Consider the following 18,935-nt stretch of genomic DNA (forward strand, 5'->3'; position numbering starts at 1 on the left):
GAGGGCGGTGCCCGGCGCCATTCACCAAGGCGGGCGGGCACAAGCAGGCACACCCACGGGCACGTGCGCGCGAGCGCCTTCACCCCCTCTCGTGATCTCTATAGAAAAGGATGGACAGTATGGACACTGCTACCCCAGCAAAGTCAGTGGACGACAAGATCGCCGAGATCAAAGCGCACATGCCTGATGTGTACGCGTCGATCCAGCGCAAGGCCCGCGAGATCGGGGGCGATGCCTTCACGCTGGTGCGGCGCGGCCTGCGTGGTGAGCGTGGGTGCTTCTACGCCATGGAGGCGGGCCGGGTGGTGGGTGCGCCGTTTGACAAGGCCCACCCGGACATGCAGATCGCGGCGCGGGCGATGGTCGAGTTTGGTTGTGCACACGTGTGCATTTGGCCCTTGAGCGAAGAAGAGGCGCGGCAGTATGGCGCGGCTTAGACACATCCAGCGGCGGCTGGAGAACTGGGCCATCTGGTCATCGCGCGGTGCCAGTGGCGGGCGTGGCTTCGCTACTCGGTCGGTGCTGGCCAGTGAGGTGTGGTCCCGTGGGTCATACAACCATGTGGCCATCCCGGTAGAGGATGAGGAGGCGGCGCTGACTGATGAGGCGGTGCGCGCGCTGAAGCTGGGCAAGGGCCATCTGTTCCTGACGCTGGAGTGCATCTACCTGAAAGACCTGGGGATCAGCGCCACGGCGCAGCGCATGCAGCGGGCGCCGTCCACCATCAAGGCGCAGCTGGAGCAGGCTGACCACGCCATCGCCGCCTGGCTGGAGGCGCGTGCCGAGGAGCATGAGCGCAAGCGGGTTGCGGCCCGTGTATCCGAAGCGAAAGCCAAGGCGCTATAGACACCAAAAGGAGTTTTACAACATAGACCTTTTGGGTACATTTCAGGCACTGTGTCCGTGTTGCGCCTCCACCCGCAACGCATCAGTGGGAACCCCGGCAAGTGTTGAGCTTGTCGGGGTTTTTCTTTGCTCAGCCTGTCCCGGACCCGTCACAGGAGGCCGCATGTAGCACCGACTAACCCCTCCCATCTGATCAGCATTGCTGGTCAGCGTCTAAAGCCGCGCGTGAGCTGGCATGGGATCAAACTTGGCTGATGGTTGCGGGAGTGCCCACCCCGTGTACACCAGGTGACGCCGCTCAAGGTCGCACGTGCCCATCCCAGCGGCGTTAAAGGCTGGGGTCACCATCGAAGCGAGAGCGCGCCACCAAGGGTGCGACGGTTGAAGAGCAGCCCGCTTCGATGGTGGTTGATTGGCTCACCATCAAGTAGCACGGACGGCAGTTTGTGTGGGTCTGCCCCGATACATGCAAACCACAGGTCTACCCACCCACGGGTGACGCCTCGGAGAGACGGGGGTCATCATGCCCATTGCCGCCCCTCGCCCTTGTAGTCACCCCGGCTGCGGGGTGCTGGTGCGTGATGGCACAGGCCGCTGCCCCAAGCACCCGAAGAAGTCCTGGGCGCCAGCGGCGAAGGAAACCAAGCGCATCACCGGCCGCAGGCTTCAGGCCATGCGCGCTGATCTGTTCAAGCGTAAGCCGCTGTGCGAGCCCTGTGAAGCGGAAGGGCGTGTAACGCTCGCCACCATCCGCGATCACCGCATCCCGCTCGCTGAGGGTGGCGCCGATGACACGACCAACGAGCAGTCGATCTGCGCTGACTGCCACGACAAGAAGACCAAGGCCGAGACGGCGCGCGGTGTGCGCCGCGCCTGGGGCAACTACCGCGACGGCTGACCCCGGCCCGTGCGATCAGCCCGAGGGGGAGGGGGGTGGGTAAAAGTCTGAGACGGCCACCCTGGAAACCGACCGCCTAGTCAAATTTTTACGCGCGATAGTTTTGGAGGGGGGGGTACTCCCTGCTCTGCATTGGAGGTTCCTATGGCACAAGTTCATGCCCTTGGCTCGCGGGGGCCGCTGCCCAATCCGCTCTCGGACCGCACCAAAAATCGGGCGTTGGATCTGACGGCCGGGATCAATCCACGCATCGAAATTCCCAGCCCGCCGAAGCACTTGGGGATCGAAGCCCGGAAGGAGTGGAAGCGCATCACGCCGCTGCTGGAAGAGCTGGGGTTGATCAGCGGTCTGGACCGTGCGGCCCTGGCGCTTTACTGCCAGGCTGCAGGTCGGCTGGCCGAGTTGGAGACTTCCTTCAACGGCAAGGTGCAAGCCAAGGTTGATACGGGGATGGAATACCCCGACGCCGTGTATGAGGTCAGCTACTCGGTAACCCCCAGCGGCTACGCCCAGCAAAGCGTGATCGTGCAGTTGATCAAGTCGCAGCGCGAACAGCTCAACCGCTACCTGATGCACTTCGGCCTCAGTCCTGCGGCCCGTGGTCGTGTGCAGGCCAGCAACTACGTGCAGCCTGAGCTGCCCGGTATAGACCCAAAACCCGAAGCGAAGGCCCAAGGCTTCGCCATGTTCAGCAATCCGCACAGATGAACGAATACGTCGAGCGCGCGCACCAGTACATGCGCGATGTTCTCGGCGGCACGATCCCCTCCTGCAAATGGGTCCGCCTGGCTGTGCAACGCCAGGTGGATGACCTGGCGCGCGAGCCCAGTGAAGACTGGCCCTGGGTGTTCGATGCCGAGCGGGCATCGCGCCCGTGCGCCTTCATCGAGCTGCTGCCCCACATCAAGGGCAAGTGGGCGCGTGAAGGGCGCCAGCTCCAGATGGAGCCCTGGCAGTGCTTCATCCTCACCACCGTCTTCGGGTGGGTGCATCGTGAAACACGGCTGCGCCGATTCCTTGAGGCTTACGAGGAAGAGGCCCGCAAGAACGGAAAGAGCGCCAAGGGCTCCGGCCTGCTGCTCTACATGCTGACCGCCGACGGTGAGCACGGCGCCGAGTGCTACACGGCCGCCACCACACGCGACCAGGCGCGCATCGTGTTCGATGACGCCAAGGCCATGGCCGAGCGCTCGCCCGGCCTGCGCACGCACCTGGGCGTTGCCATCATGCAGCACAGCCTGACGGTGGCCCACACCAGCAGCAAGGCCGCGCCCCTGGCCGCTGAAGGCAGCACGCTGGACGGCCTGAACGTGCACTTTGCGCTGCTCGATGAGCTGCACGCGCACAAGACGCGAGCTGTGTATGACGTGATCGACAGCGCGCGCGGCGCGCGTGAGCAGTCTCTGCTGTGGACCATCACCACGGCGGGCACCGACCGCAGTGGCATCTGCTACGAGCGGCGCACGCACGTCACCAAGATCCTGGACCGGGTTGTTCAGGACGAACGGGTGTTCGGCATCATCTACACGCTGGACGATGGTGATGACCACTTCGACCCGGCGGTGTGGATCAAGGCCAATCCGAACCTGGGCAAGTCGGTCCAGCTCGATGAGCTGCAGGCACAGGCCAGCAAAGCCATGGCCATGCCCAGCGCGCTGTCCAACTTCCTGACCAAGCGCCTGAACGTGTGGGTCAGCGGTGAAAGTCCGTGGATGGACATGCGTGCCTGGGAGAAGTGCGCGGAGCCTGAGCTGAGCATTGCAGCCATCCCGGACGGCTCCAGGGTGTACATGGGCCTGGACCTTGCGCAGAAAAAGGACTTTGCAGCGCTCACGCTCGCATGGCAGTCCGAAGTGTTGCGGCCCGGCCCCGATGGCGTGCACGAGCCCGTCACCGTGTGGAACGTGTGCACACGTCTGTACTTGAACGAGCTGGCCGTGCAGGAAAGCGGAAACGCCCACCTGGCAGGCTGGGCCCGGCAGGGCTACGTGGTGGTCACAGACGGTGCACTCACCGACTTCGACTGCGTGGCAGACGACATGCGCATGTACTGCCGCCGATTTGACGTGCAGGAGATCGCATTCGATCCGGCCTTGTCCATGTACTTCGCGGGCAAGCTGATCGAGGAAGGCCTGCCGCTGGTCGAGATCGCGCAGCGCGCCATGTTCTTCACCCCGGCACTGATCCAGGTGGAGAACCTGGTGCTTGAGGGCCAGCTGCAGCACGAAGGCAACCCGGTGCTGGCCTGGATGGTCAGCAACCTGGTGGTCAAGCAATCGAAGTTCAACGAGCTGATGCAGCCGACGAAAGAGCGCCCCGAAAACAAGATCGACGGCGTGATCTCCATGCTGATGGCACTGGGCCGAGCACTGGCCAACACCCCCGACGAAGGCGACCGGGACGGCTTCTTTTCCGCGCCCGCAGGCATTGGCGCAAAACCAGCAGGTAATCCATGAAGAAACCAACCGCACAACGCCGACAGGGCCGCATCCGCGCAGCCGTCACCGCGCTGTTCGGCGGCGAAGGTGTCAGCGTTAGCGATGTGCCTGGCATAGCTGCCGTGCTCGGGTCGGACAGTGCGACGGGCGTCACGATCAGCCCGCGCACCATGCTGCAGATCTCTGCCGTGTGGGCTTGCGTGCGACTGATTGCCGAGACCATCGCCACCTTGCCGCTCAGCATCTACGAGCGAACAGGGGCCAACGGCAAGCGCCTTGCGCAGCAGCACCCGCTCTACAGCGTGTTGCATGACGTACCCAACCCCGACGCCACGGCGGCCGTGTTTTGGGAGTCCATGGTTTCGGCCATGTTGCTGCGCGGCGCAGGCCGTGCTGAAAAGCTGATCTTCAACGGGCGCCTGGTCGGTCTGGTGTTCCTCAACCCCGACCGGCTCACCCCGCACAAGCGCCAGGGCAACGTGGTGCTGGAGTGGCACTACACCGACGAAAACGGCACGCGCCGCATCATTCCAGCGGCCCGCGTCTGGACCATTCCGGGCTTCTCGCTGGACGGCAAAAACGGTGTCAGCGTGGTGCAGTACGGGGCAACGGTCTTCGGCCAGGCCATCGCTGCCGACAAGGCTGCAGGCAAGGTGTTTCGCAACGGTGCGTTGCAGAACATTTACTACACGTTCAAAGACTTCCTCAAAAAGGAGCAGCGCAACGACTTCCGCGAGAACGTCCTGGGCCTGCTGGAAAAGGGCCAGACCCCGCTGCTGGAGGGCGGCATTGATGTCAAGCCGCTGACCATCAACCCCAAGGACGTGCAGCTGCTGGAGTCCCGAGGCTGGAGCGTTGAGGAGATCTGCCGCTGGTTCCGCACACCGCCCTGGATGGTGGGCCACACCGAGAAGTCCACCAGCTGGGGCAGCGGCATCGAGCAGCAGATGATCGCCTTCCTTATGTTCACGCTCGGCCCCTGGCTCAAGCGCATCGAGCAGGCGATCAGCAAGGATCTGCTCACGCCCGGTGAGCGCACCCGGTACTACCCCAAGTTCGCTGTCGAGGGCCTGCTGCGGGCCGACAGCGCGGGCCGAGCGGCCTTCTACACCGCGATGGTCAACAACGGCATCTTGACCCGCGACGAAGTGCGCGAGCTGGAAGACCGCGACCCGCTGGGAGGCAACGCAGCGGTGCTCACCGTGCAATCCGCCATGACCACCCTGGATGCCCTCGGCAAGGCATCCACCGACCAGCAAGTGCGCGCATCCATGCGCGCCTGGCTGGGCTTTGACGAACACGAGCCACAGAAAGGCTGACCTATGACCATTCGAGCAATTCCGGGCCTCCCCAGCGGGCGGCCCCAGGCGGACGTGCGCAGCTACATCTCGCCCATGGCCCTGTCGCGCTGGGATGCCAACATCCGCGCATCTGATGAGCAGAACGCCGACGAACGAACCATCGGCGTCTATGACGTGATCGGTGAGGACTACTGGACCGGAGCCGGTTTCACTTCCAAGCGCATGGCTGCAGCCTTGCGCGCGCTGGGCAAAGGGCCGGTCACGGTGGCGGTCAACTCCCCTGGCGGCGACATGTTCGAAGGCATCTCGATGTATTCGATGCTGCGCGAGCACCCCGGAGAAGTGACGATCAAGGTCATGGGCCTGGCGGCCTCGGCGGCCTCGGTGCTGTCAATGGCTGGTGACGTGATCCAGATTGCCCGGCCGGCGTTCTTCATGATTCACAACGCCTGGGTGGTGGCGGCAGGCAACCGAAACGACTTTATTGAAGTAGCCCAGGCTCTGGCGCCGTTCGATGACGCCATGGCTGATGTCTATGCGTCGCGCACCGGCGAAGACAAGAAGGCCATGGCCAAGCTCATGGACCGCGAATCCTGGATTGGCGGCAGCGCTGCGGTAGAGCAAGGCTTTGCCGATGCGCTGCTGGACTCCGACAAGGTGCACAAGTCCGAGGCCAAGGCCAATGCCGCTGCTGTCCGCCGCATCGAGGCCGCCCTGCGCTCCTCTGGCATGCCCAAATCCGAGGCCATGCGCCTCATCTCCGAGTTCAAGTCCAGCGCGGGCGATCCCGCTGGCAGCGGTGCGGGCGATCCCACCGAACGCGCTCCGGCCCGACAGGGTGCCGAGGTGCTCTCCGTGCTCCGTGATTTCTCTCTGTCCTAACCCACCACCTGAAAGGTAAACACACCATGCAACGCAAATTTCTCGCGGTCGCTGTGATCGCTCTCTGCGCCGTAGCCATCGGCGCCCAAGCTATGGGAGTCGATGTTGCGGCTCCCGTTCATGCCTTCCTGCTGGCCCACCCGGATATCGTCCTGGGCCTGGGCGGCGCCGCCTTCCTCGGCGACACGCAGAACTTCAACCCCACCGAAATCAAGGCTGCGCTCGACAAAATCAGCAACCAGGTGAAGGAGGCTGGGGAGAAGGCCCTGGCCGAAGCCTCCAAGGGCGTCCAGATGTCCACCGCCAACAAGGAGAAGGTGGACGAAATGCTGATCAAGCAGGGTGAACTGCAGGCCAATCTGAAGGCGGCAGAGCAAGCGCTCGCCCAGATCCAGGCCAGCGGCAACGGCTCCAGCGCACCGCACCAGTCCCTGGGCCAGCGCTTCGTGGAAAGCGAGAGCGTGAAGGCCTTCCTGGGCCAGACCACTCCACGCGGCCGCGTCGATATGCCGGTGAATGCCGCCATCACCGGCCTCACCACCGATGCAGACGGCTCGGCCGGTGACCTGGTGCAAACCACCCGTTTGCCTGGCGTACTGGGATTGCCGGAGCGGCGCATGACAGTGCGTGACCTGATCTCGCCCGGCACCATGGAAGGCAGTGCGCTGGAGTACGTCAAGGAAACCGGCTTCACCAACAACGCAGCACCCGTCGCGGAAGGCGCGAAGAAGCCTGAGTCCACCCTGAAGTACGACCTGATCACCACGACCGCCAAGGTCATCGCGCACTTCTTCAAGGCTTCGCGCCAGATCCTGAGCGACGCACCGCAACTGGCGAGCCTGATCGACCACCGTGGGCGCTACGGCCTGGCCTACAAGGAAGAGCTGCAGCTCCTCAACGGCGACGGCACCGGTCAGAACCTGTTGGGCATCATCCCCCAGGCCACTGCCTACGCTGCCCCGCTGGCCTTGGCTGGAGCCACCCAGATCGACAAGCTGCGCCTCGCGCTGCTGCAGGCCGAGCTGGCCGAGTACCCATCCACCGGCCTGGTGCTCAATCCCATCGACTGGGCAGGCATCGAGCTGACCAAGGACGACACCGGCCGCTACATCATCGGCAATCCGCAGGGCGTCATCGGCGCCACGCTGTGGAATCGCCCGGTAGTCGCAACGCAGGCCATTGCGGTAGACAAGTTCCTCGCCGGTGCCTTCCAGATGGGTGCTCAGGTGTTCGACCGCTGGCAAGCCCGTGTGGAAGTGGCCACCGAGAACGAAGACGACTTCGTCAAGAACCTGGTGACCATCCTGGCCGAAGAGCGTCTCGCCCTGGCGGTGTACCGCCCCGAAGCGTTCATCTACGGTGACTTCGGCCTAGTGCCGTAACAGCTGGGGCGCTACCGCGCCCTGCCTCTCCGCCTCCACTACGCGCGCAACCGGGTAGGGAGACCGGCGGCCTCGGCTTCGGCCGAGGCCTTCACTCAATCAGCAGGAGATCAGCATGTTGATCAAGTTCGTGAAGCCCGACCCACGCGCGGGCGACTTAGTGCGCCTGGACAGCCACCGCGCCCAGCAGTTCATCGACGCCGGTTCAGCCCAGCGCGTGCAAGAGGGCGTTGCGGCGCCTGGAACGGCCCTGCGCGACGATGGTCCCACCGTCCAGGAGTTTGTGGCGGCGGGCTATCTGGCAGTGAACTATCCACCGGCTGGCTATGCATCCAAAAGCACGCCCGAGGAAATCGCGGCTGCGGTAGCCGCAGTTTCCGCCCCCGAGTCCAGCCTGCAGGGTGAATCGACCATCGCTGCGGACGGTGCTGCACCCGCAGCGCCTGCGCCTGAGTCGCCCGCAGCGCAATCGGATGCTGCAGCGCCAACCGAGGCTGCAGCGCCTGCAGCCGCTCCTGCAGTCAAGGCCCCCGCACAACGCAGGGCCTCCACTGCGAAGAAGTAGGACTCGAAGGCATGCCCATAAAACCCACACCAGCCGACGCCATCCTGCGCCTGCGGCTGGATGACAGCCTGGATGGCGATATCGGCAATGCCATCGACCAGGCGCACGCTCAGGCCGTCGCTTTCCTGGACGGCGCGCTGTATGAAGACGCCGCAGCCCTTGAAGCTGCAGCCGACCTGCGGGGCATCATCTGCACGCCCGACATCATTGCCGCCCAGCTCCTGCTGGTGGATGTGCTGGTCGGCAACAACAGCGCGCAGGACCGCGAGCGCAAAGAGGCGGGCGCATTCAACATGCTGCGGATGCACCGGAACATGGGGGCCTGACATGAACTCGCAGGACCTCGACACCCGCATCAACATCGACAGCCTGCAGGTTGCCAAGGGCACATCCGGCGGGATGCAGAAGGCCTGGGTGCTGCATAGAACGGTGTGGGCCAAGCGCATGGATTACTCCGGCGCAGAACGCAAGGCCTCTAGCGCTGGCGGCGAAGTCGCGGTGGCACGCGTGGAGTTCCTGATACGCCTGCGCGACGACCTGCAGGAAACCATGCGCGTGCGCCACCGAGGCAAAGTCTTCGATATCCAGCACATCAAGCCCCTGGCCAACGCGCGCGGCTGGATGGTGTTGACCTGTGACACGGGGATGAACGATGGCTAAGTCAGAGACCCTCGGTATCGGCGAGCTGAGTCAGTCGTTTAAGGAGCTGAAGGACGGCATGGAAACGCGAGTGGCGCGCGCCATGGTGGTGTCAGCTGGTGGCGTGCTCAAGAAGAGGGCTAAAGCCATCGCCCAATCCAATGGGTCCGTGCGTACTGGCGCTATGGTCAAAAACATCGCTATCAAGCGCGAGCCGCAGGCACCAGCTGGAACGGTCGAGTACAACATGGGGGTACGCCATGGGCGCGACCTCACCAAGAAGCAGAAGAGCACCGCAAAGTTGGCGGTGGGTAAGGGTGGGCGCATTGTGAAGAAATATGCGGATGACCCTTATTACTGGCGCTGGGTGGAGCAGGGCCATAAGGTGGTACCACGTAAGTCTGGTGACACATCGCAGACAGAACTCAAGTACACGCGAAGAGGTCGGAGCGGGAAGCTGATCACCTACACCCGCAAGCGCGGTGTAGATTCTCTACGCTCTCGCCGTGCTGCTTCAACCGGATCGGTCGCTGCAAAGCCATTCATTGCGCCCGCACTGGAGCAAGGCAAAGAAGAAGCCATCGATGCCATGGCCGCCCGCCTGCAAAAGGAACTAGAAAAGGCAAGCAAGGCATGAGCACCATTCACCAGCTGCTTTCTGTAGCCCTCGCGCCCGCGCTCGACAACACCTGGGCGGTGGAGCTGCCACCCAATCCGTCATGGCCCGCTGCCGTCTTTGACGTGGACAGCAAGCCAGAAGAGACCTGGTGTGCGGGCGGCGGGTACACCCAGCACGATGTCAACCTCATCATGCTGGCCCGCACCATCGAAGAGCTGGACGTGCTGCTGCCCCTGGATGGTGGCGGCCCGTTCCGCGCTGCACTGGAGGCCATGCCCGCCTACCAGTATGAAGACGACGCGGGAGACGCTGACTACGAGCCCGACCCCGAGATCTTCGCCCGCTACCTCACCGTGCGCCTGCGCACTCCCCGCCACTAACCACCCCTGGAGCCACCATGGCAAAAAGCACCGCAGCCCCTGCGGCGGCTGGCGCAGCTGCGCCCGTCGCCACCCCTAAAGCCACCAAGCCAGCGCACCACCTGCCCACGCCACCGCGTGCGCGCGATGAGTTCACCGGCATCGGCGGCACCTACACGCGTGACCCCGTAACCGGCGTGCGCACCCGCGTCCCGACCCCGGCTCCGGCCGAGGGCGATGACAACACCGCAGCAGCCTAAGCAGCGGCCGTTTCTGAAACCCTGACCTGAAAGGAACCCCCATGGCCAAGTCCATGAAAAAGATGCTGCTGCTGGCAAAGAAAGAAGTCACAGCTGGCACCGATGCACTCCCCACCGCAGCGGCCAATGCCATCCTGTGCCGCGCCCTGATGCCTGAGCCCATCACGGCCGAGCAGGTGCAGCGCAACCTGATCCGCCCGTACAAGGGCAATAGCGGCAGCCTCACCGTGGGAGAGCACCGCAAGATCACATTCGAGGTGGAACTGGCAGGCGCAGGCGCTGCAGGGACTGAACCCGCATGGGGCCTGCTGCTGGAGGCCTGCGGCTTCGCTGCCACCATCACTGCAGGCACGGACGTGACCTATGACCTGGTCAGCGAAGGCGAACCCACCCTCACGCTGTATGGCTACCTGGACAAGACCAAGTTCGTCATCACCAATGCCAAGGGCACAGTGTCCTTCGAGCTGAATGCCAAGGGCATCCCGGTGATGAAGTTCGAGTTCCTGGGCACCTACAGCGCCGCCACCGAGGAAGTGGCAATGCCCACCGGCGTGGACTACAGCGACTTCATCCAGCCCAAGACGGTCGGCAAGACCAACACGCCCACCTTCAGCTTTCACGGCTTGTCTGCGTGTATGTCGGCCTTCAGCATCAACCTCGCCAACGCCCTGGCCTGGCGCGAGCTTGTCAACTGCGCGGCGCCCCACAGCCCAGACCGCCAGCCCTCGGGCAGCGTCACGATGGAGATGCCCAGCATCACCACCAAGAACTGGGCCGAGATCGTGCGCAACAGCGTCGTGGGCGCCTGCAGCCTGGTGCATGGCACGGTGCCGGGCAACATCATTGAGCTGGCGATGCCTGCCGTGCAGTGCAAGCCGTTCACGCTGCAGGACGACCAGAGCATCGCCATGATCAACATGCCGTTCGACATCAACCCGGTAGACGGCAACGACGAACTGCAAATCATCGTTCGCTGACCCTTCACCCTCGTGCACACGTGTGCACACCCCGAAAAAGAGCCACCCATCGCGGTGGCTCTTTTGCTTTCTCCCCCTTTTGCTCACTCACACACCATGTTCATTCTTACCCCCGACGAAACATTCAAGGCCACCGTCAAGGTTCAAGTCGCCATGCCAAAGGGCGGCTGGCGCGAAGAGAGCTTTGTCGCCATCTTCAAACGCACCTTTGAAGAAGACCGCGAAGAGCTGATCAAGCTGTCCAACGTCGAACTGCTGCGCCGCGTGCTCACTGGCTGGGAAATGCAGGACCAGGACCGCGCCCCTGTGCCGTTCAACGAGCAGAACCTGGAGGCCTTCCTGCGCCTCACCGGTGCGGTGCGCGAGGCCATGCTGGTCTATTGGCACCACAACGTAGGCGCCAAAGAAAAAAACTGATTGAGGCCGCGCGCTGGTGGGCAGGTGCCCGCGACGAAGCGCCCGGCACCTTCGAGCCCGACTACAGCGTGCTCGAAGCCATGGAGGCCTGGGGCGCCAGTGCGGACGACATCGGCAAGGTGCGCGCCCGCATCGATGCCGCTGCCACTGCCCCCCCTGCAGAGTGCGAGGCCTTCGGTGTGTACGCAGAGAACCTGCCGGTTGTCGCGGCCTTCGAGGCGTTGCGCACCCAGTGGCAGTACGCAGGCATGGCGGGCCAGCGCATGGGCCTTTGCTACGCGGGCGTCAACGCCTGGCTGGATCGCTTCGTCCACCGGCGCAAGCGCCGCGCCGTCATGCACGGCCTACAAGTCATGGAGCGCGCGGTGCTCGTGGCAGATCAAGAACAACGTGACAAGAAAGAACGGGAGTAAATCAGCATGTCTGCACTCGGCTCCCTGGTGGTCAAGCTCGGCCTGGATTACGCCCAATACACGGGCGGGCTCGACAAGTCCGAGCAGGCCGCCCTGGCGGCGTCCAAGAAGATCCAGGACACCTTTGACAACATGAAGGCCAAGGTGGCAGCCACGGCGGGCGCAATCGCTGGCGGCCTGGCCGCCGGTTTCACCATCGCGGCCTTCAAGGGCCTCATCTCTGGCGCCATTGAGGGCGGCGCCGCACTCGACGATCTGCGCATGCAGACCGGTGCCACGGTCGAAGCCCTGTCGGGCCTGATGGCCGTGGGCAAGTTCAACAACATGGGGCCCGAGCAGATCGGCGCCGCCATGAACAAGCTGGCCGCCAACCTGGCGGGCGCCAGCGAGGAAAGCAAGGGCACCGGCAAAGCGCTGGAGGCCCTGGGCATTGACTTCGATACCTTCAAGAATCTGCGCCCCGAAGAGCAGATGCTGACCGTGGCCAAGGCCATGGCAAAGTTTGAAGACGGCACCGGTAAGGCTGCGGTGGCCATGGCCTTCTACGGCAAGCAGGGCGCGCAAATGCTGCCCTTCCTGCACGACCTGGCCGAGGTGGAAACACTGGCCGCCAAGGTCACCACCGAGCAGGCCGCCGCCGCCGCCAACCTGGACGACAACCTCACCCGCCTTAGCACCAGTGGTGAGGCCTGGAAGAAAGAGCTTGCCAACGGCATGATCCCCGCGCTCGACCTGGGCGCGCAGGCCATGCTGGACGTGATGAACGGCTCGGGCGGTATCCGTGAGGAAGTGCGCCGCCTGGTAGCCGATGGCAGCGTGCAGGCCTGGACCAAGAGCGCCATCACCGGCCTCACCTATGTGGCCGATGCCGCCCAGTACGTGATGCGCGGCGTCAAGCTGCTGGCTGAGAGCCTGGGCGCCTACGCGGCCGCAGGCGCTGCCTACTTCGGCGGCGTGGGCGAAGCCGTGGCAAAGGTGCTGCGCGGTGACTTCACGGGCGCGCTGGACAGCATGCGCTCGGGCACCACCCGCGCGGGCACCATCATCCGCGAGCTGGGCACCACCGCCATCCAGACCTTTGGCGAAGACACCCTGGGCAGTCGCATCCGTGCGCGCATGGGGGAGATCGAGGCCGCAGGCGGCGCAGCAAAGGAAGCGGGCGCAAAGCTGGACTTCACCAACGTCCTGGAGAAAACCGGCAAGGCCGCCAAAGAGGCCAAAGACCCCTTCGACGCGCTGCGCGAATCCGTGGTCAAGGCCACTGCTGGCTATCAGGCAGAAGCAGCCGCTGGCGAAAAGCTCACCGAGGGCCAAAAGAAGGCCGTCGAAGTGCTGGACCAGATCCGCAGCGGCAAGGTCAAGGTCACCGAGGTCCAAGCCATCCAGATCGGCCAGGACATCGAAGCCATGTTGGCGGCCGAAGCCGAGAACAAGGCGCGCGAAGAGTTCATTAAGACGGCCGATGCTGAGCGTGCAGCGCGCCTCAAAGTCGTGCAGGCCATGGAGCAGTCGGCCGCAAGCCTGGTGGAGCAGAACCAGGCGATGCGCGAAGAGATCGAGATGATCGGTCTGTCGGATGCCGCACAGCTGCAGCTCCTGCAATCGCGCAATAGCGCGCTGATCCTGACCAAGGAGGCCACCCTGGCCGAGCTGGAGCGGGCCAGCGTGATCACCGGCACCATGACGCGCGAGCAGATCGCGCTGCAGGCCGAGATCGAAGCGCTGCGCGAGCGCAACGAGCTGCTGGGCGCCAAGTACGACCGCACCATCACGGCAAAGGCCGCAACTGAGGCCGCCAATGAGTGGACCAAGTTTTACGACAGCATCTACAACGGCCTGAGCGATAGCCTGTACCGTGGGTTTGAGGCGGGCAAAGGCTTCTTCAAGTCGTTCTGGGACGGCATCAAAAACCTGTTCAAGACCACTGTGCTGCGGCTGGCGGTGCAGGGCGTGATGACCGGCATCACTGGCGCCCTGGGCCTGAGCGTAGGCGGCGCCAATGCTGGCGTGGTGGGCGGTTCTGGTGGCGCTGGTGGGCTGGGCATGTTCAGCAACCTGGGCAACATCGTCTCCACCGGCTTTGACCTGATCACCAAGGGTGTCAGCTCTGCGGTGGGCAATGCCTTCGGCAAGTTCGCCACGAGCGAATTGGGCACGCGGTTGGGGCTGTCCACGCCCGCCATCATCGGCAACAACCCATCGGCCTATGTCGCCCCCCAGATGACGGGCCTGGGCAACACCATTGGCGCGGGCCTGGGCATGCTCGGCAACGGCATGATGGGCTACGGCATCAGCTCCATGCTGTCGGGCGGCTACAGCGTGGGCGGTGGCAACGCCGTGAACATCATCGCGGGCATCGCCAGTGCATTCTTTGGCCCGCTCGCGGGCGTGGTGGGTGGCCTCATCAACCGCCTGTTCGGCCGCAAGCTGGCAGACGTGGGTATCGAGGGCACTTTCGGCGGCAAGACGGGCTTCGAGGGGCAGCAGTACGAGTTCTACAAGGGCGGTCTGTTCCGCTCGGACAAGACCAAGTACAGCGATCTGGACCCCGCGTTTGAGAAAGCGCTGGGCGACACCTTCAAGGGCATGCGTGCTCAGGTGGCCTTCTTTGCCGACACGCTGGGCCTGAGCGCCGACAAACTGGAGGGGTACACAAGCAAGATCAAGATCAGCACGCAAGGCCTCAACGCAGAGCAGATCCAGCAGAAGTTTCAGGAGGCGCTTGCCACTGCCAACAACGAACTGGCAGAGCAGGTGCTGGGCACCTGGACCACGACCAGCAAAGAAGTCACCCGTGTGGTGTACGACAACGTGGGTCGGGGTGCGGATGACTTCATGGCCTCATCCCGCGAGGTGACCGAGACCATCGAAGAGACCACCTACACCGCCAGCAAGTACGCCAAAGAGGGCGAGAAGGCTATCGACACGCTGACCCGCCTGTCCACCAGCCTCACCACCGTCAACGGCATCTTTGACACGTTGGGCTACACGCTGCTGGAGGCCAGCCTGGACGGTGCCGACGCGGCCAGCAAGATCGCGGATGCGTTCGGCGGGCTCGACAAGATGGTGGCCGCCACCAGCAGCTACTTCCAGAACTTCTACAGCGAGGAAGAGCGCAGGGCGGTAGCCACGCGCCAGCTGGACGGTGAGTTTGCCAAGCTGGGCCTGACGGTGCCCAAGACCCGTGCGGAATACCGCCGCCTGGTCGAAGCACAAGACCTGAACACCGAGGCAGGCCGCAAGGCCTACGCCACGCTGATCATGTTGTCGGGCTCGTTTGCCGAGCTGAACCAGACGGCCGAGGAAGCCGCAGCTACTGCCAAGGAAGCGCTCAAGACGCAGCTGGACGCGGCCTATAGCACGCTGGAGCGTTCCGTCGCAGCCCAGCGCAAGGTGCTGGAGGCGCAGCGCGCAGCAGCGGCCGAGCTGGCTGGCCTGTGGGGCAAGGTGCAAGACATTGCATCGGGTGCCATGCGCGAGCTGCGGGGCGAGGTGGGCAGCACTGCTGCACAGCAGGCGGCGAAGGGCATGGTGTTCATCGAGAACGCCCTGCAGGGCGCTCTGATGGGCATCATCCCCAACGCAGACGACCTCACCAACGCGCTGACCGCTGCGCGTGGCGGCCTCACTGCCGACAACTACCTCACCCAGTTCGAGCTGGACCGTGACCGCCTGGTGCTTGCCGGGCAGATGGAGCAGCTGGCTGGGGTGGCAGGCAAGCAGAAGGGCATTGCCGAGCAATCGCTGGACGCGCTGGACCGCCAGATCAAGCAGGGCGACGAAACGCTGGAGCGCATGCGCGAGCTGATCGACATTGCCACCGGCCAGGTGAAAGCCACCCTGTCGGTCGATGAGGCCGTGCGGCAGATCATGGAGCTGCTGAAGCCAAAGACGCCGGCACCCGGTGGCTCTGGTGGCAGCGGCAGTGCGGGCGGTCCGGGGTTTGGCCCTGGCATGCCTGGTACCGGTACATCTGCGGCGGATGCCAAGTACAAGCGGGTTCTCTCGCTGGGAACGGCAGGCGTCGGCTATGAGCCGGTGATTGATCAGCAGCAGATTGCCAAGCTCGATGCGCTGGCGCCCGTGTATCACAAGTTCGACGGCACTGGCGACCTCAAGGGTCTGTTGGAGGCGGTCAAGTCTGCGGGCGGCACGCTCAACGACCTGGCGCTGATCACCGGCTTCTTCGATGCCGACTGGGCAAAGGCGGCTGCATCGGTGGGCGTGCCCGCGTTCCGGCTCGGTGGCGATCACCGGGGCGGCTGGGCGATGGTGGGTGAAGACGGCCCCGAGCTGGCTTACCTGCCGCCCGCGCGGATCTACACCGCATCCACTACGCGGCGCATGTTGGCCGACAACGGGAGCGGTTCCACCGCAACCAGCACCGCTGCACCAACTGCCAGCTCGGCCGAATCCAAGGCCGAAAGCCTGCTGGCTCGGATGGCGCAGGTGCTGGAGGACTCATTTGATGGCAATGGTTTTAGGACGACACCCGCATGACAACCACCACTTACAGCGCTGTGAGTGTGTTCATGGCCATCCCCATAACGGCCAGCATGTTGACCGCAGGCACCACCATCGTAGAACCCGACCCCGCGTTGGGCGAAACGATGTGGGTGTCTGCGGGCACATATGCCGTGGGGGCGGAGCGCATCAGCAACCACAAGGTGTATTACTGCGTGCTGGCCCACAGCGGCCGCACGGCGCTGCCCGAGGCAGACCCGGACTACTGGCTCTTCAAACGCCCCAGCAATCTGTTTGCACCCTTTGACTATTACCGGTCAACGGCAGCAAAGGCAACGGGCAGTCTCACCTACAAGCTGCAGGTGCCGTTCTTCAGTGACGTGAAGATCTTCGGCGCCGTAGGCGACCAGGTGCAGATCATCGCGCGCGATGCCCCTGGGGGCGCCATCCTCAAGCAGTCCACGCAGGATCTGTGGGAGCAGGCCCTGGGCTTCTGGGAGCTGCTGTTCGCGCCCTTGGGCGTGCGCAGCACCGTGGAGCTGAATGGCATCCCCATCAGCCCTACGGCAGAACTCACCGTGACGGTGAGCGCAGGGCCATCGGCCCCGGTCGAGCTGGGCACGCTGATGGTGGGCGAGTGGCGAAGCCTCACCGGTGGCACTGGCGGCACTGAGTTCGGCAGCGAGGCAGAGCCAAGGTCTTACAGCTACATCAAGTTTTACGACGACGGCACGTTTGAGATCAAGCGCCGTCCTGGCGCGACTGACCTCACCTTGTCGGCAGTGCTCGATGCCGACCAGGCCGAGTACACGGTGGGGCTGCTGCAGCAGGTGCTGGACGTGCCGGTGGCCATCTCCGCTACCAACGTGCCGGGATACGGCTACCTCAGCGCCCTGGGCCTCATCAGCGGGCGCGTCAAGTCAGTCAACAGCAAAGAAGCGCAGCTCGCTGCGCGCGTTAAAGGAGTCATCTGATGGCAGTCACACCAGTACCGGCGTTCACGCCCGTGCCGCCATTCCCCCCGCTGTCGGATCGGGTGCTGGGCATCTACAACAGCAAGGCCTATGCGTTCGGTGTGCACATGAGCACTGTATTCATGACCGACCTTACAGGCTTGGCCAGCAGCGCTTTGGCGAATGCGCAGGAGGCGAACCTGGCGACCACCGCAGCGGTGAGCGCTGCAGCCTCTGCCGTCACCGCAGCAAGCCAGGCCGTTGCAGCGGCCAACTTCAAGGGCGTGTGGCCTGACCTGGCCGGGCCCTTGAACAAGCCCGCTTGCGTCAAGCACAACGGCCGGTTCTGGATGCTGCTCAACAACCTGGCCGATGTCACCACCAGCCAGCCCGGAGTGTCGGCTGACTGGACTTCGCTCAACGTGGGGCAGGTCTCTACGCGCATCAATGCCAACACCAACGCTGTGGCGGGCGTGTTCTACATCGCCACCGTGCCAGGCATCACCCTCAGCATCCCTGCGGGCTGGACGGCGGATGACTTTGTGGGCGGTCGTAACGCCTCGGGCAGTGGCTGCTTCATCAACTGGGGGGCATACACGGTGTCTGGTGAGACACCTGAGGCCCCCATGTCCTGGCCCAACCGTGGCCGGTTTAACGCTGTGTACGACGGGAGCACCTTCGCATGATCACATTCAACCAGGCATTCGGTGGTGGCTCCGCTTCGGGAGCGCTCGGTGGTTGGGCTCTGCCCATCCTGGCGTCCAAGTCCATCACCATCACGCGTAAGGGCAAGCTGCAGATCGCAGCCATGGGTGGCACGGGTTCCGGCGGGTTTACCAGCACCGCCGGCGAGGGCGCCACGGGCGCGAACTCTGCGCCCTATGGCGTCAAGGTCATCGATGTTGCTGTCGGCGATGTGGTCGAGTTCGTGATCGGAGCGGGCGCTGCGGGTCAGACCGTGCCGGGCTCCGGCATCGCTGGCAACGCCACGCTGGTCAAGCTCAACGGCGCGACCATCATGACCTGCAACCCGGGCGAGCCCGGTATCAAGGGCGCTGCGTTTCCTCTGGTCCAGACCGCCCCGACCGCGACTGTTGTGGGCGCGGATTACTGGGTGCCAGGGCTGCGCTCTGGGCAGCTTGCTGCAGGCGCACTGGGCTTTGGTGGCGCGGCCGTAGACGTGTTCCGCACAGGCCTCGGCCGCTCCACCGGCACGCCGGGCGGCAGCGTGGGAGCAGACGGCAACTCCAACGGCACCACCTACACGGCCCCCCTGGCTCTGCCGTCCTTCGAGCTGGGCATCAGCTTCCTGGGCCTGAATACGGCTGGACTGGCTGGGGTGGCGGGCAACCAGACCACACCGGCCGGGGGCTTGTTCGCTGGTGGTGCTGGCTCTGTTTCAGGCACCAACCCCGGCAAGGGTGGACGCGGTGCTGGTGGGGGTGGCGGCTACGCAGGGACCAGCAGCGGCCCCGGTGGCGACGGCTATGCATTCATCGTGTTTCAACCCGAGGCTTGATTG

At 64.3% G+C, this 18,935-nt stretch carries 21 protein-coding genes; all 21 read left to right on the forward strand.

The window, feature by feature from the left end; all coding sequences use genetic code 11:
• Nucleotides 1-119: 119 nt before the first annotated feature.
• The 21 genes from ACTJKQ_RS13300 to ACTJKQ_RS13400 all read left to right on the forward strand — a co-directional run bounded on the left by ACTJKQ_RS13300 (nucleotide 120) and on the right by ACTJKQ_RS13400 (nucleotide 18,932).
• Nucleotides 120-437, forward strand: coding sequence for a hypothetical protein (locus ACTJKQ_RS13300; RefSeq protein WP_156379503.1), 318 nt, complete (start codon nucleotides 120-122; stop codon nucleotides 435-437).
• The gene (locus ACTJKQ_RS13305) at nucleotides 424-846 is read left to right on the forward strand and encodes a hypothetical protein (RefSeq protein ID WP_056063304.1); all 423 of its coding nucleotides are present in this window, start codon (nucleotides 424-426) and stop codon (nucleotides 844-846) included. Before ACTJKQ_RS13300 ends, ACTJKQ_RS13305 begins: the two co-directional genes overlap by 14 nt.
• Before the next feature lie 523 nt (nucleotides 847-1,369).
• The gene (locus tag ACTJKQ_RS13310) at nucleotides 1,370-1,744 is read left to right on the forward strand and encodes an HNH endonuclease (protein WP_440597094.1); all 375 of its coding nucleotides are present in this window, start codon (nucleotides 1,370-1,372) and stop codon (nucleotides 1,742-1,744) included.
• Between the two features lie 144 nt (nucleotides 1,745-1,888).
• A complete protein-coding gene (locus ACTJKQ_RS13315) occupies nucleotides 1,889-2,452 on the forward strand; it encodes a phage terminase small subunit P27 family (RefSeq protein ID WP_440597095.1) in 564 nt (187 codons plus the stop codon).
• The gene (locus tag ACTJKQ_RS13320; protein WP_440597096.1) at nucleotides 2,449-4,200 is read left to right on the forward strand and encodes a terminase large subunit; all 1,752 of its coding nucleotides are present in this window, start codon (nucleotides 2,449-2,451) and stop codon (nucleotides 4,198-4,200) included. Before ACTJKQ_RS13315 ends, ACTJKQ_RS13320 begins: the two co-directional genes overlap by 4 nt.
• Nucleotides 4,197-5,501: a phage portal protein gene (locus tag ACTJKQ_RS13325; RefSeq protein WP_440597097.1), complete on the forward strand. Its 1,305-nt coding sequence runs from the start codon at nucleotides 4,197-4,199 to the stop codon at nucleotides 5,499-5,501. Before ACTJKQ_RS13320 ends, ACTJKQ_RS13325 begins: the two co-directional genes overlap by 4 nt.
• A gap of 3 nt (nucleotides 5,502-5,504) precedes the next feature.
• Nucleotides 5,505-6,365: a head maturation protease, ClpP-related gene (locus ACTJKQ_RS13330; protein WP_440597098.1), complete on the forward strand. Its 861-nt coding sequence runs from the start codon at nucleotides 5,505-5,507 to the stop codon at nucleotides 6,363-6,365.
• Nucleotides 6,366-6,391: 26 nt separating this feature from the next.
• Complete coding sequence (locus tag ACTJKQ_RS13335; RefSeq protein WP_440597099.1) at nucleotides 6,392-7,747, forward strand: phage major capsid protein; 1,356 nt, start codon at nucleotides 6,392-6,394, stop codon at nucleotides 7,745-7,747.
• Nucleotides 7,748-7,862: 115 nt separating this feature from the next.
• Nucleotides 7,863-8,312, forward strand: a complete 450-nt coding sequence (locus ACTJKQ_RS13340; protein WP_440597100.1) for a hypothetical protein — start codon at nucleotides 7,863-7,865, stop codon at nucleotides 8,310-8,312.
• 11 nt (nucleotides 8,313-8,323) lie between these two features.
• Complete coding sequence (locus tag ACTJKQ_RS13345; RefSeq protein WP_056063285.1) at nucleotides 8,324-8,638, forward strand: hypothetical protein; 315 nt, start codon at nucleotides 8,324-8,326, stop codon at nucleotides 8,636-8,638.
• A 1-nt stretch (nucleotide 8,639) separates the two neighbouring features.
• Nucleotides 8,640-8,972 carry a phage head closure protein gene (locus ACTJKQ_RS13350; protein WP_440597101.1) on the forward strand — a complete coding sequence of 111 codons (333 nt, stop codon included), beginning with the start codon at nucleotides 8,640-8,642 and terminating at the stop codon, nucleotides 8,970-8,972.
• A complete protein-coding gene (locus tag ACTJKQ_RS13355) occupies nucleotides 8,965-9,588 on the forward strand; it encodes an HK97-gp10 family putative phage morphogenesis protein (RefSeq protein WP_056063280.1) in 624 nt (207 codons plus the stop codon). Before ACTJKQ_RS13350 ends, ACTJKQ_RS13355 begins: the two co-directional genes overlap by 8 nt.
• The gene (locus ACTJKQ_RS13360) at nucleotides 9,585-9,950 is read left to right on the forward strand and encodes a hypothetical protein (protein WP_056063277.1); all 366 of its coding nucleotides are present in this window, start codon (nucleotides 9,585-9,587) and stop codon (nucleotides 9,948-9,950) included. The genes ACTJKQ_RS13355 and ACTJKQ_RS13360 overlap by 4 nt, the downstream gene beginning before the upstream one ends.
• A 17-nt stretch (nucleotides 9,951-9,967) precedes the next feature.
• On the forward strand, nucleotides 9,968-10,189 hold the full coding sequence (locus ACTJKQ_RS13365; protein ID WP_440597102.1) for a hypothetical protein: 222 nt from the start codon (nucleotides 9,968-9,970) through the stop codon (nucleotides 10,187-10,189).
• Between the two features lie 41 nt (nucleotides 10,190-10,230).
• On the forward strand, nucleotides 10,231-11,166 hold the full coding sequence (locus tag ACTJKQ_RS13370; protein ID WP_440597103.1) for a phage tail tube protein: 936 nt from the start codon (nucleotides 10,231-10,233) through the stop codon (nucleotides 11,164-11,166).
• A gap of 96 nt (nucleotides 11,167-11,262) precedes the next feature.
• A complete protein-coding gene (locus ACTJKQ_RS13375; RefSeq protein WP_440597104.1) occupies nucleotides 11,263-11,583 on the forward strand; it encodes a hypothetical protein in 321 nt (106 codons plus the stop codon).
• Nucleotides 11,547-11,996: a DUF1799 domain-containing protein gene (locus ACTJKQ_RS13380; protein ID WP_440597105.1), complete on the forward strand. Its 450-nt coding sequence runs from the start codon at nucleotides 11,547-11,549 to the stop codon at nucleotides 11,994-11,996. The genes ACTJKQ_RS13375 and ACTJKQ_RS13380 overlap by 37 nt, the downstream gene beginning before the upstream one ends.
• 6 nt (nucleotides 11,997-12,002) lie before the next feature.
• Nucleotides 12,003-16,496, forward strand: coding sequence for a hypothetical protein (locus ACTJKQ_RS13385; RefSeq protein ID WP_440597106.1), 4,494 nt, complete (start codon nucleotides 12,003-12,005; stop codon nucleotides 16,494-16,496).
• A complete protein-coding gene (locus tag ACTJKQ_RS13390) occupies nucleotides 16,493-17,434 on the forward strand; it encodes a hypothetical protein (protein WP_440597107.1) in 942 nt (313 codons plus the stop codon). The genes ACTJKQ_RS13385 and ACTJKQ_RS13390 overlap by 4 nt, the downstream gene beginning before the upstream one ends.
• The gene (locus tag ACTJKQ_RS13395) at nucleotides 17,434-18,099 is read left to right on the forward strand and encodes a hypothetical protein (protein WP_440597108.1); all 666 of its coding nucleotides are present in this window, start codon (nucleotides 17,434-17,436) and stop codon (nucleotides 18,097-18,099) included. The genes ACTJKQ_RS13390 and ACTJKQ_RS13395 overlap by 1 nt, the downstream gene beginning before the upstream one ends.
• The gene (locus tag ACTJKQ_RS13400; protein WP_440597109.1) at nucleotides 18,096-18,932 is read left to right on the forward strand and encodes a hypothetical protein; all 837 of its coding nucleotides are present in this window, start codon (nucleotides 18,096-18,098) and stop codon (nucleotides 18,930-18,932) included. Before ACTJKQ_RS13395 ends, ACTJKQ_RS13400 begins: the two co-directional genes overlap by 4 nt.
• Nucleotides 18,933-18,935 lie beyond the last annotated feature (3 nt).

The sequence above is a fragment of the Acidovorax sp. 22279 genome, from assembly GCF_052045435.1.
Lineage (GTDB): Bacteria > Pseudomonadota > Gammaproteobacteria > Burkholderiales > Burkholderiaceae_C > Acidovorax > Acidovorax delafieldii.

What these genes read in the sequence shown, in the direction of transcription:
- ACTJKQ_RS13350 (WP_440597101.1), top strand. Translation starts at nt 8,640, where the DNA reads ATGAACTCGCAGGACCTCGACACCCGCATCAACATCGACAGCCTGCAG.
- ACTJKQ_RS13370 (WP_440597103.1), top strand. Translation starts at nt 10,231, where the DNA reads ATGGCCAAGTCCATGAAAAAGATGCTGCTGCTGGCAAAGAAAGAAGTC.
- ACTJKQ_RS13375 (WP_440597104.1), top strand. Translation starts at nt 11,263, where the DNA reads ATGTTCATTCTTACCCCCGACGAAACATTCAAGGCCACCGTCAAGGTT.
- ACTJKQ_RS13330 (WP_440597098.1), top strand. Translation starts at nt 5,505, where the DNA reads ATGACCATTCGAGCAATTCCGGGCCTCCCCAGCGGGCGGCCCCAGGCG.
- ACTJKQ_RS13310 (WP_440597094.1), top strand. Translation starts at nt 1,370, where the DNA reads ATGCCCATTGCCGCCCCTCGCCCTTGTAGTCACCCCGGCTGCGGGGTG.
- ACTJKQ_RS13400 (WP_440597109.1), top strand. Translation starts at nt 18,096, where the DNA reads ATGATCACATTCAACCAGGCATTCGGTGGTGGCTCCGCTTCGGGAGCG.
- ACTJKQ_RS13325 (WP_440597097.1), top strand. Translation starts at nt 4,197, where the DNA reads ATGAAGAAACCAACCGCACAACGCCGACAGGGCCGCATCCGCGCAGCC.
- ACTJKQ_RS13385 (WP_440597106.1), top strand. Translation starts at nt 12,003, where the DNA reads ATGTCTGCACTCGGCTCCCTGGTGGTCAAGCTCGGCCTGGATTACGCC.
- ACTJKQ_RS13320 (WP_440597096.1), top strand. Translation starts at nt 2,449, where the DNA reads ATGAACGAATACGTCGAGCGCGCGCACCAGTACATGCGCGATGTTCTC.
- ACTJKQ_RS13335 (WP_440597099.1), top strand. Translation starts at nt 6,392, where the DNA reads ATGCAACGCAAATTTCTCGCGGTCGCTGTGATCGCTCTCTGCGCCGTA.
- ACTJKQ_RS13355 (WP_056063280.1), top strand. Translation starts at nt 8,965, where the DNA reads ATGGCTAAGTCAGAGACCCTCGGTATCGGCGAGCTGAGTCAGTCGTTT.
- ACTJKQ_RS13315 (WP_440597095.1), top strand. Translation starts at nt 1,889, where the DNA reads ATGGCACAAGTTCATGCCCTTGGCTCGCGGGGGCCGCTGCCCAATCCG.
- ACTJKQ_RS13340 (WP_440597100.1), top strand. Translation starts at nt 7,863, where the DNA reads ATGTTGATCAAGTTCGTGAAGCCCGACCCACGCGCGGGCGACTTAGTG.
- ACTJKQ_RS13300 (WP_156379503.1), top strand. Translation starts at nt 120, where the DNA reads ATGGACACTGCTACCCCAGCAAAGTCAGTGGACGACAAGATCGCCGAG.
- ACTJKQ_RS13365 (WP_440597102.1), top strand. Translation starts at nt 9,968, where the DNA reads ATGGCAAAAAGCACCGCAGCCCCTGCGGCGGCTGGCGCAGCTGCGCCC.
- ACTJKQ_RS13360 (WP_056063277.1), top strand. Translation starts at nt 9,585, where the DNA reads ATGAGCACCATTCACCAGCTGCTTTCTGTAGCCCTCGCGCCCGCGCTC.
- ACTJKQ_RS13345 (WP_056063285.1), top strand. Translation starts at nt 8,324, where the DNA reads ATGCCCATAAAACCCACACCAGCCGACGCCATCCTGCGCCTGCGGCTG.
- ACTJKQ_RS13395 (WP_440597108.1), top strand. Translation starts at nt 17,434, where the DNA reads ATGGCAGTCACACCAGTACCGGCGTTCACGCCCGTGCCGCCATTCCCC.
- ACTJKQ_RS13390 (WP_440597107.1), top strand. Translation starts at nt 16,493, where the DNA reads ATGACAACCACCACTTACAGCGCTGTGAGTGTGTTCATGGCCATCCCC.
- ACTJKQ_RS13305 (WP_056063304.1), top strand. Translation starts at nt 424, where the DNA reads ATGGCGCGGCTTAGACACATCCAGCGGCGGCTGGAGAACTGGGCCATC.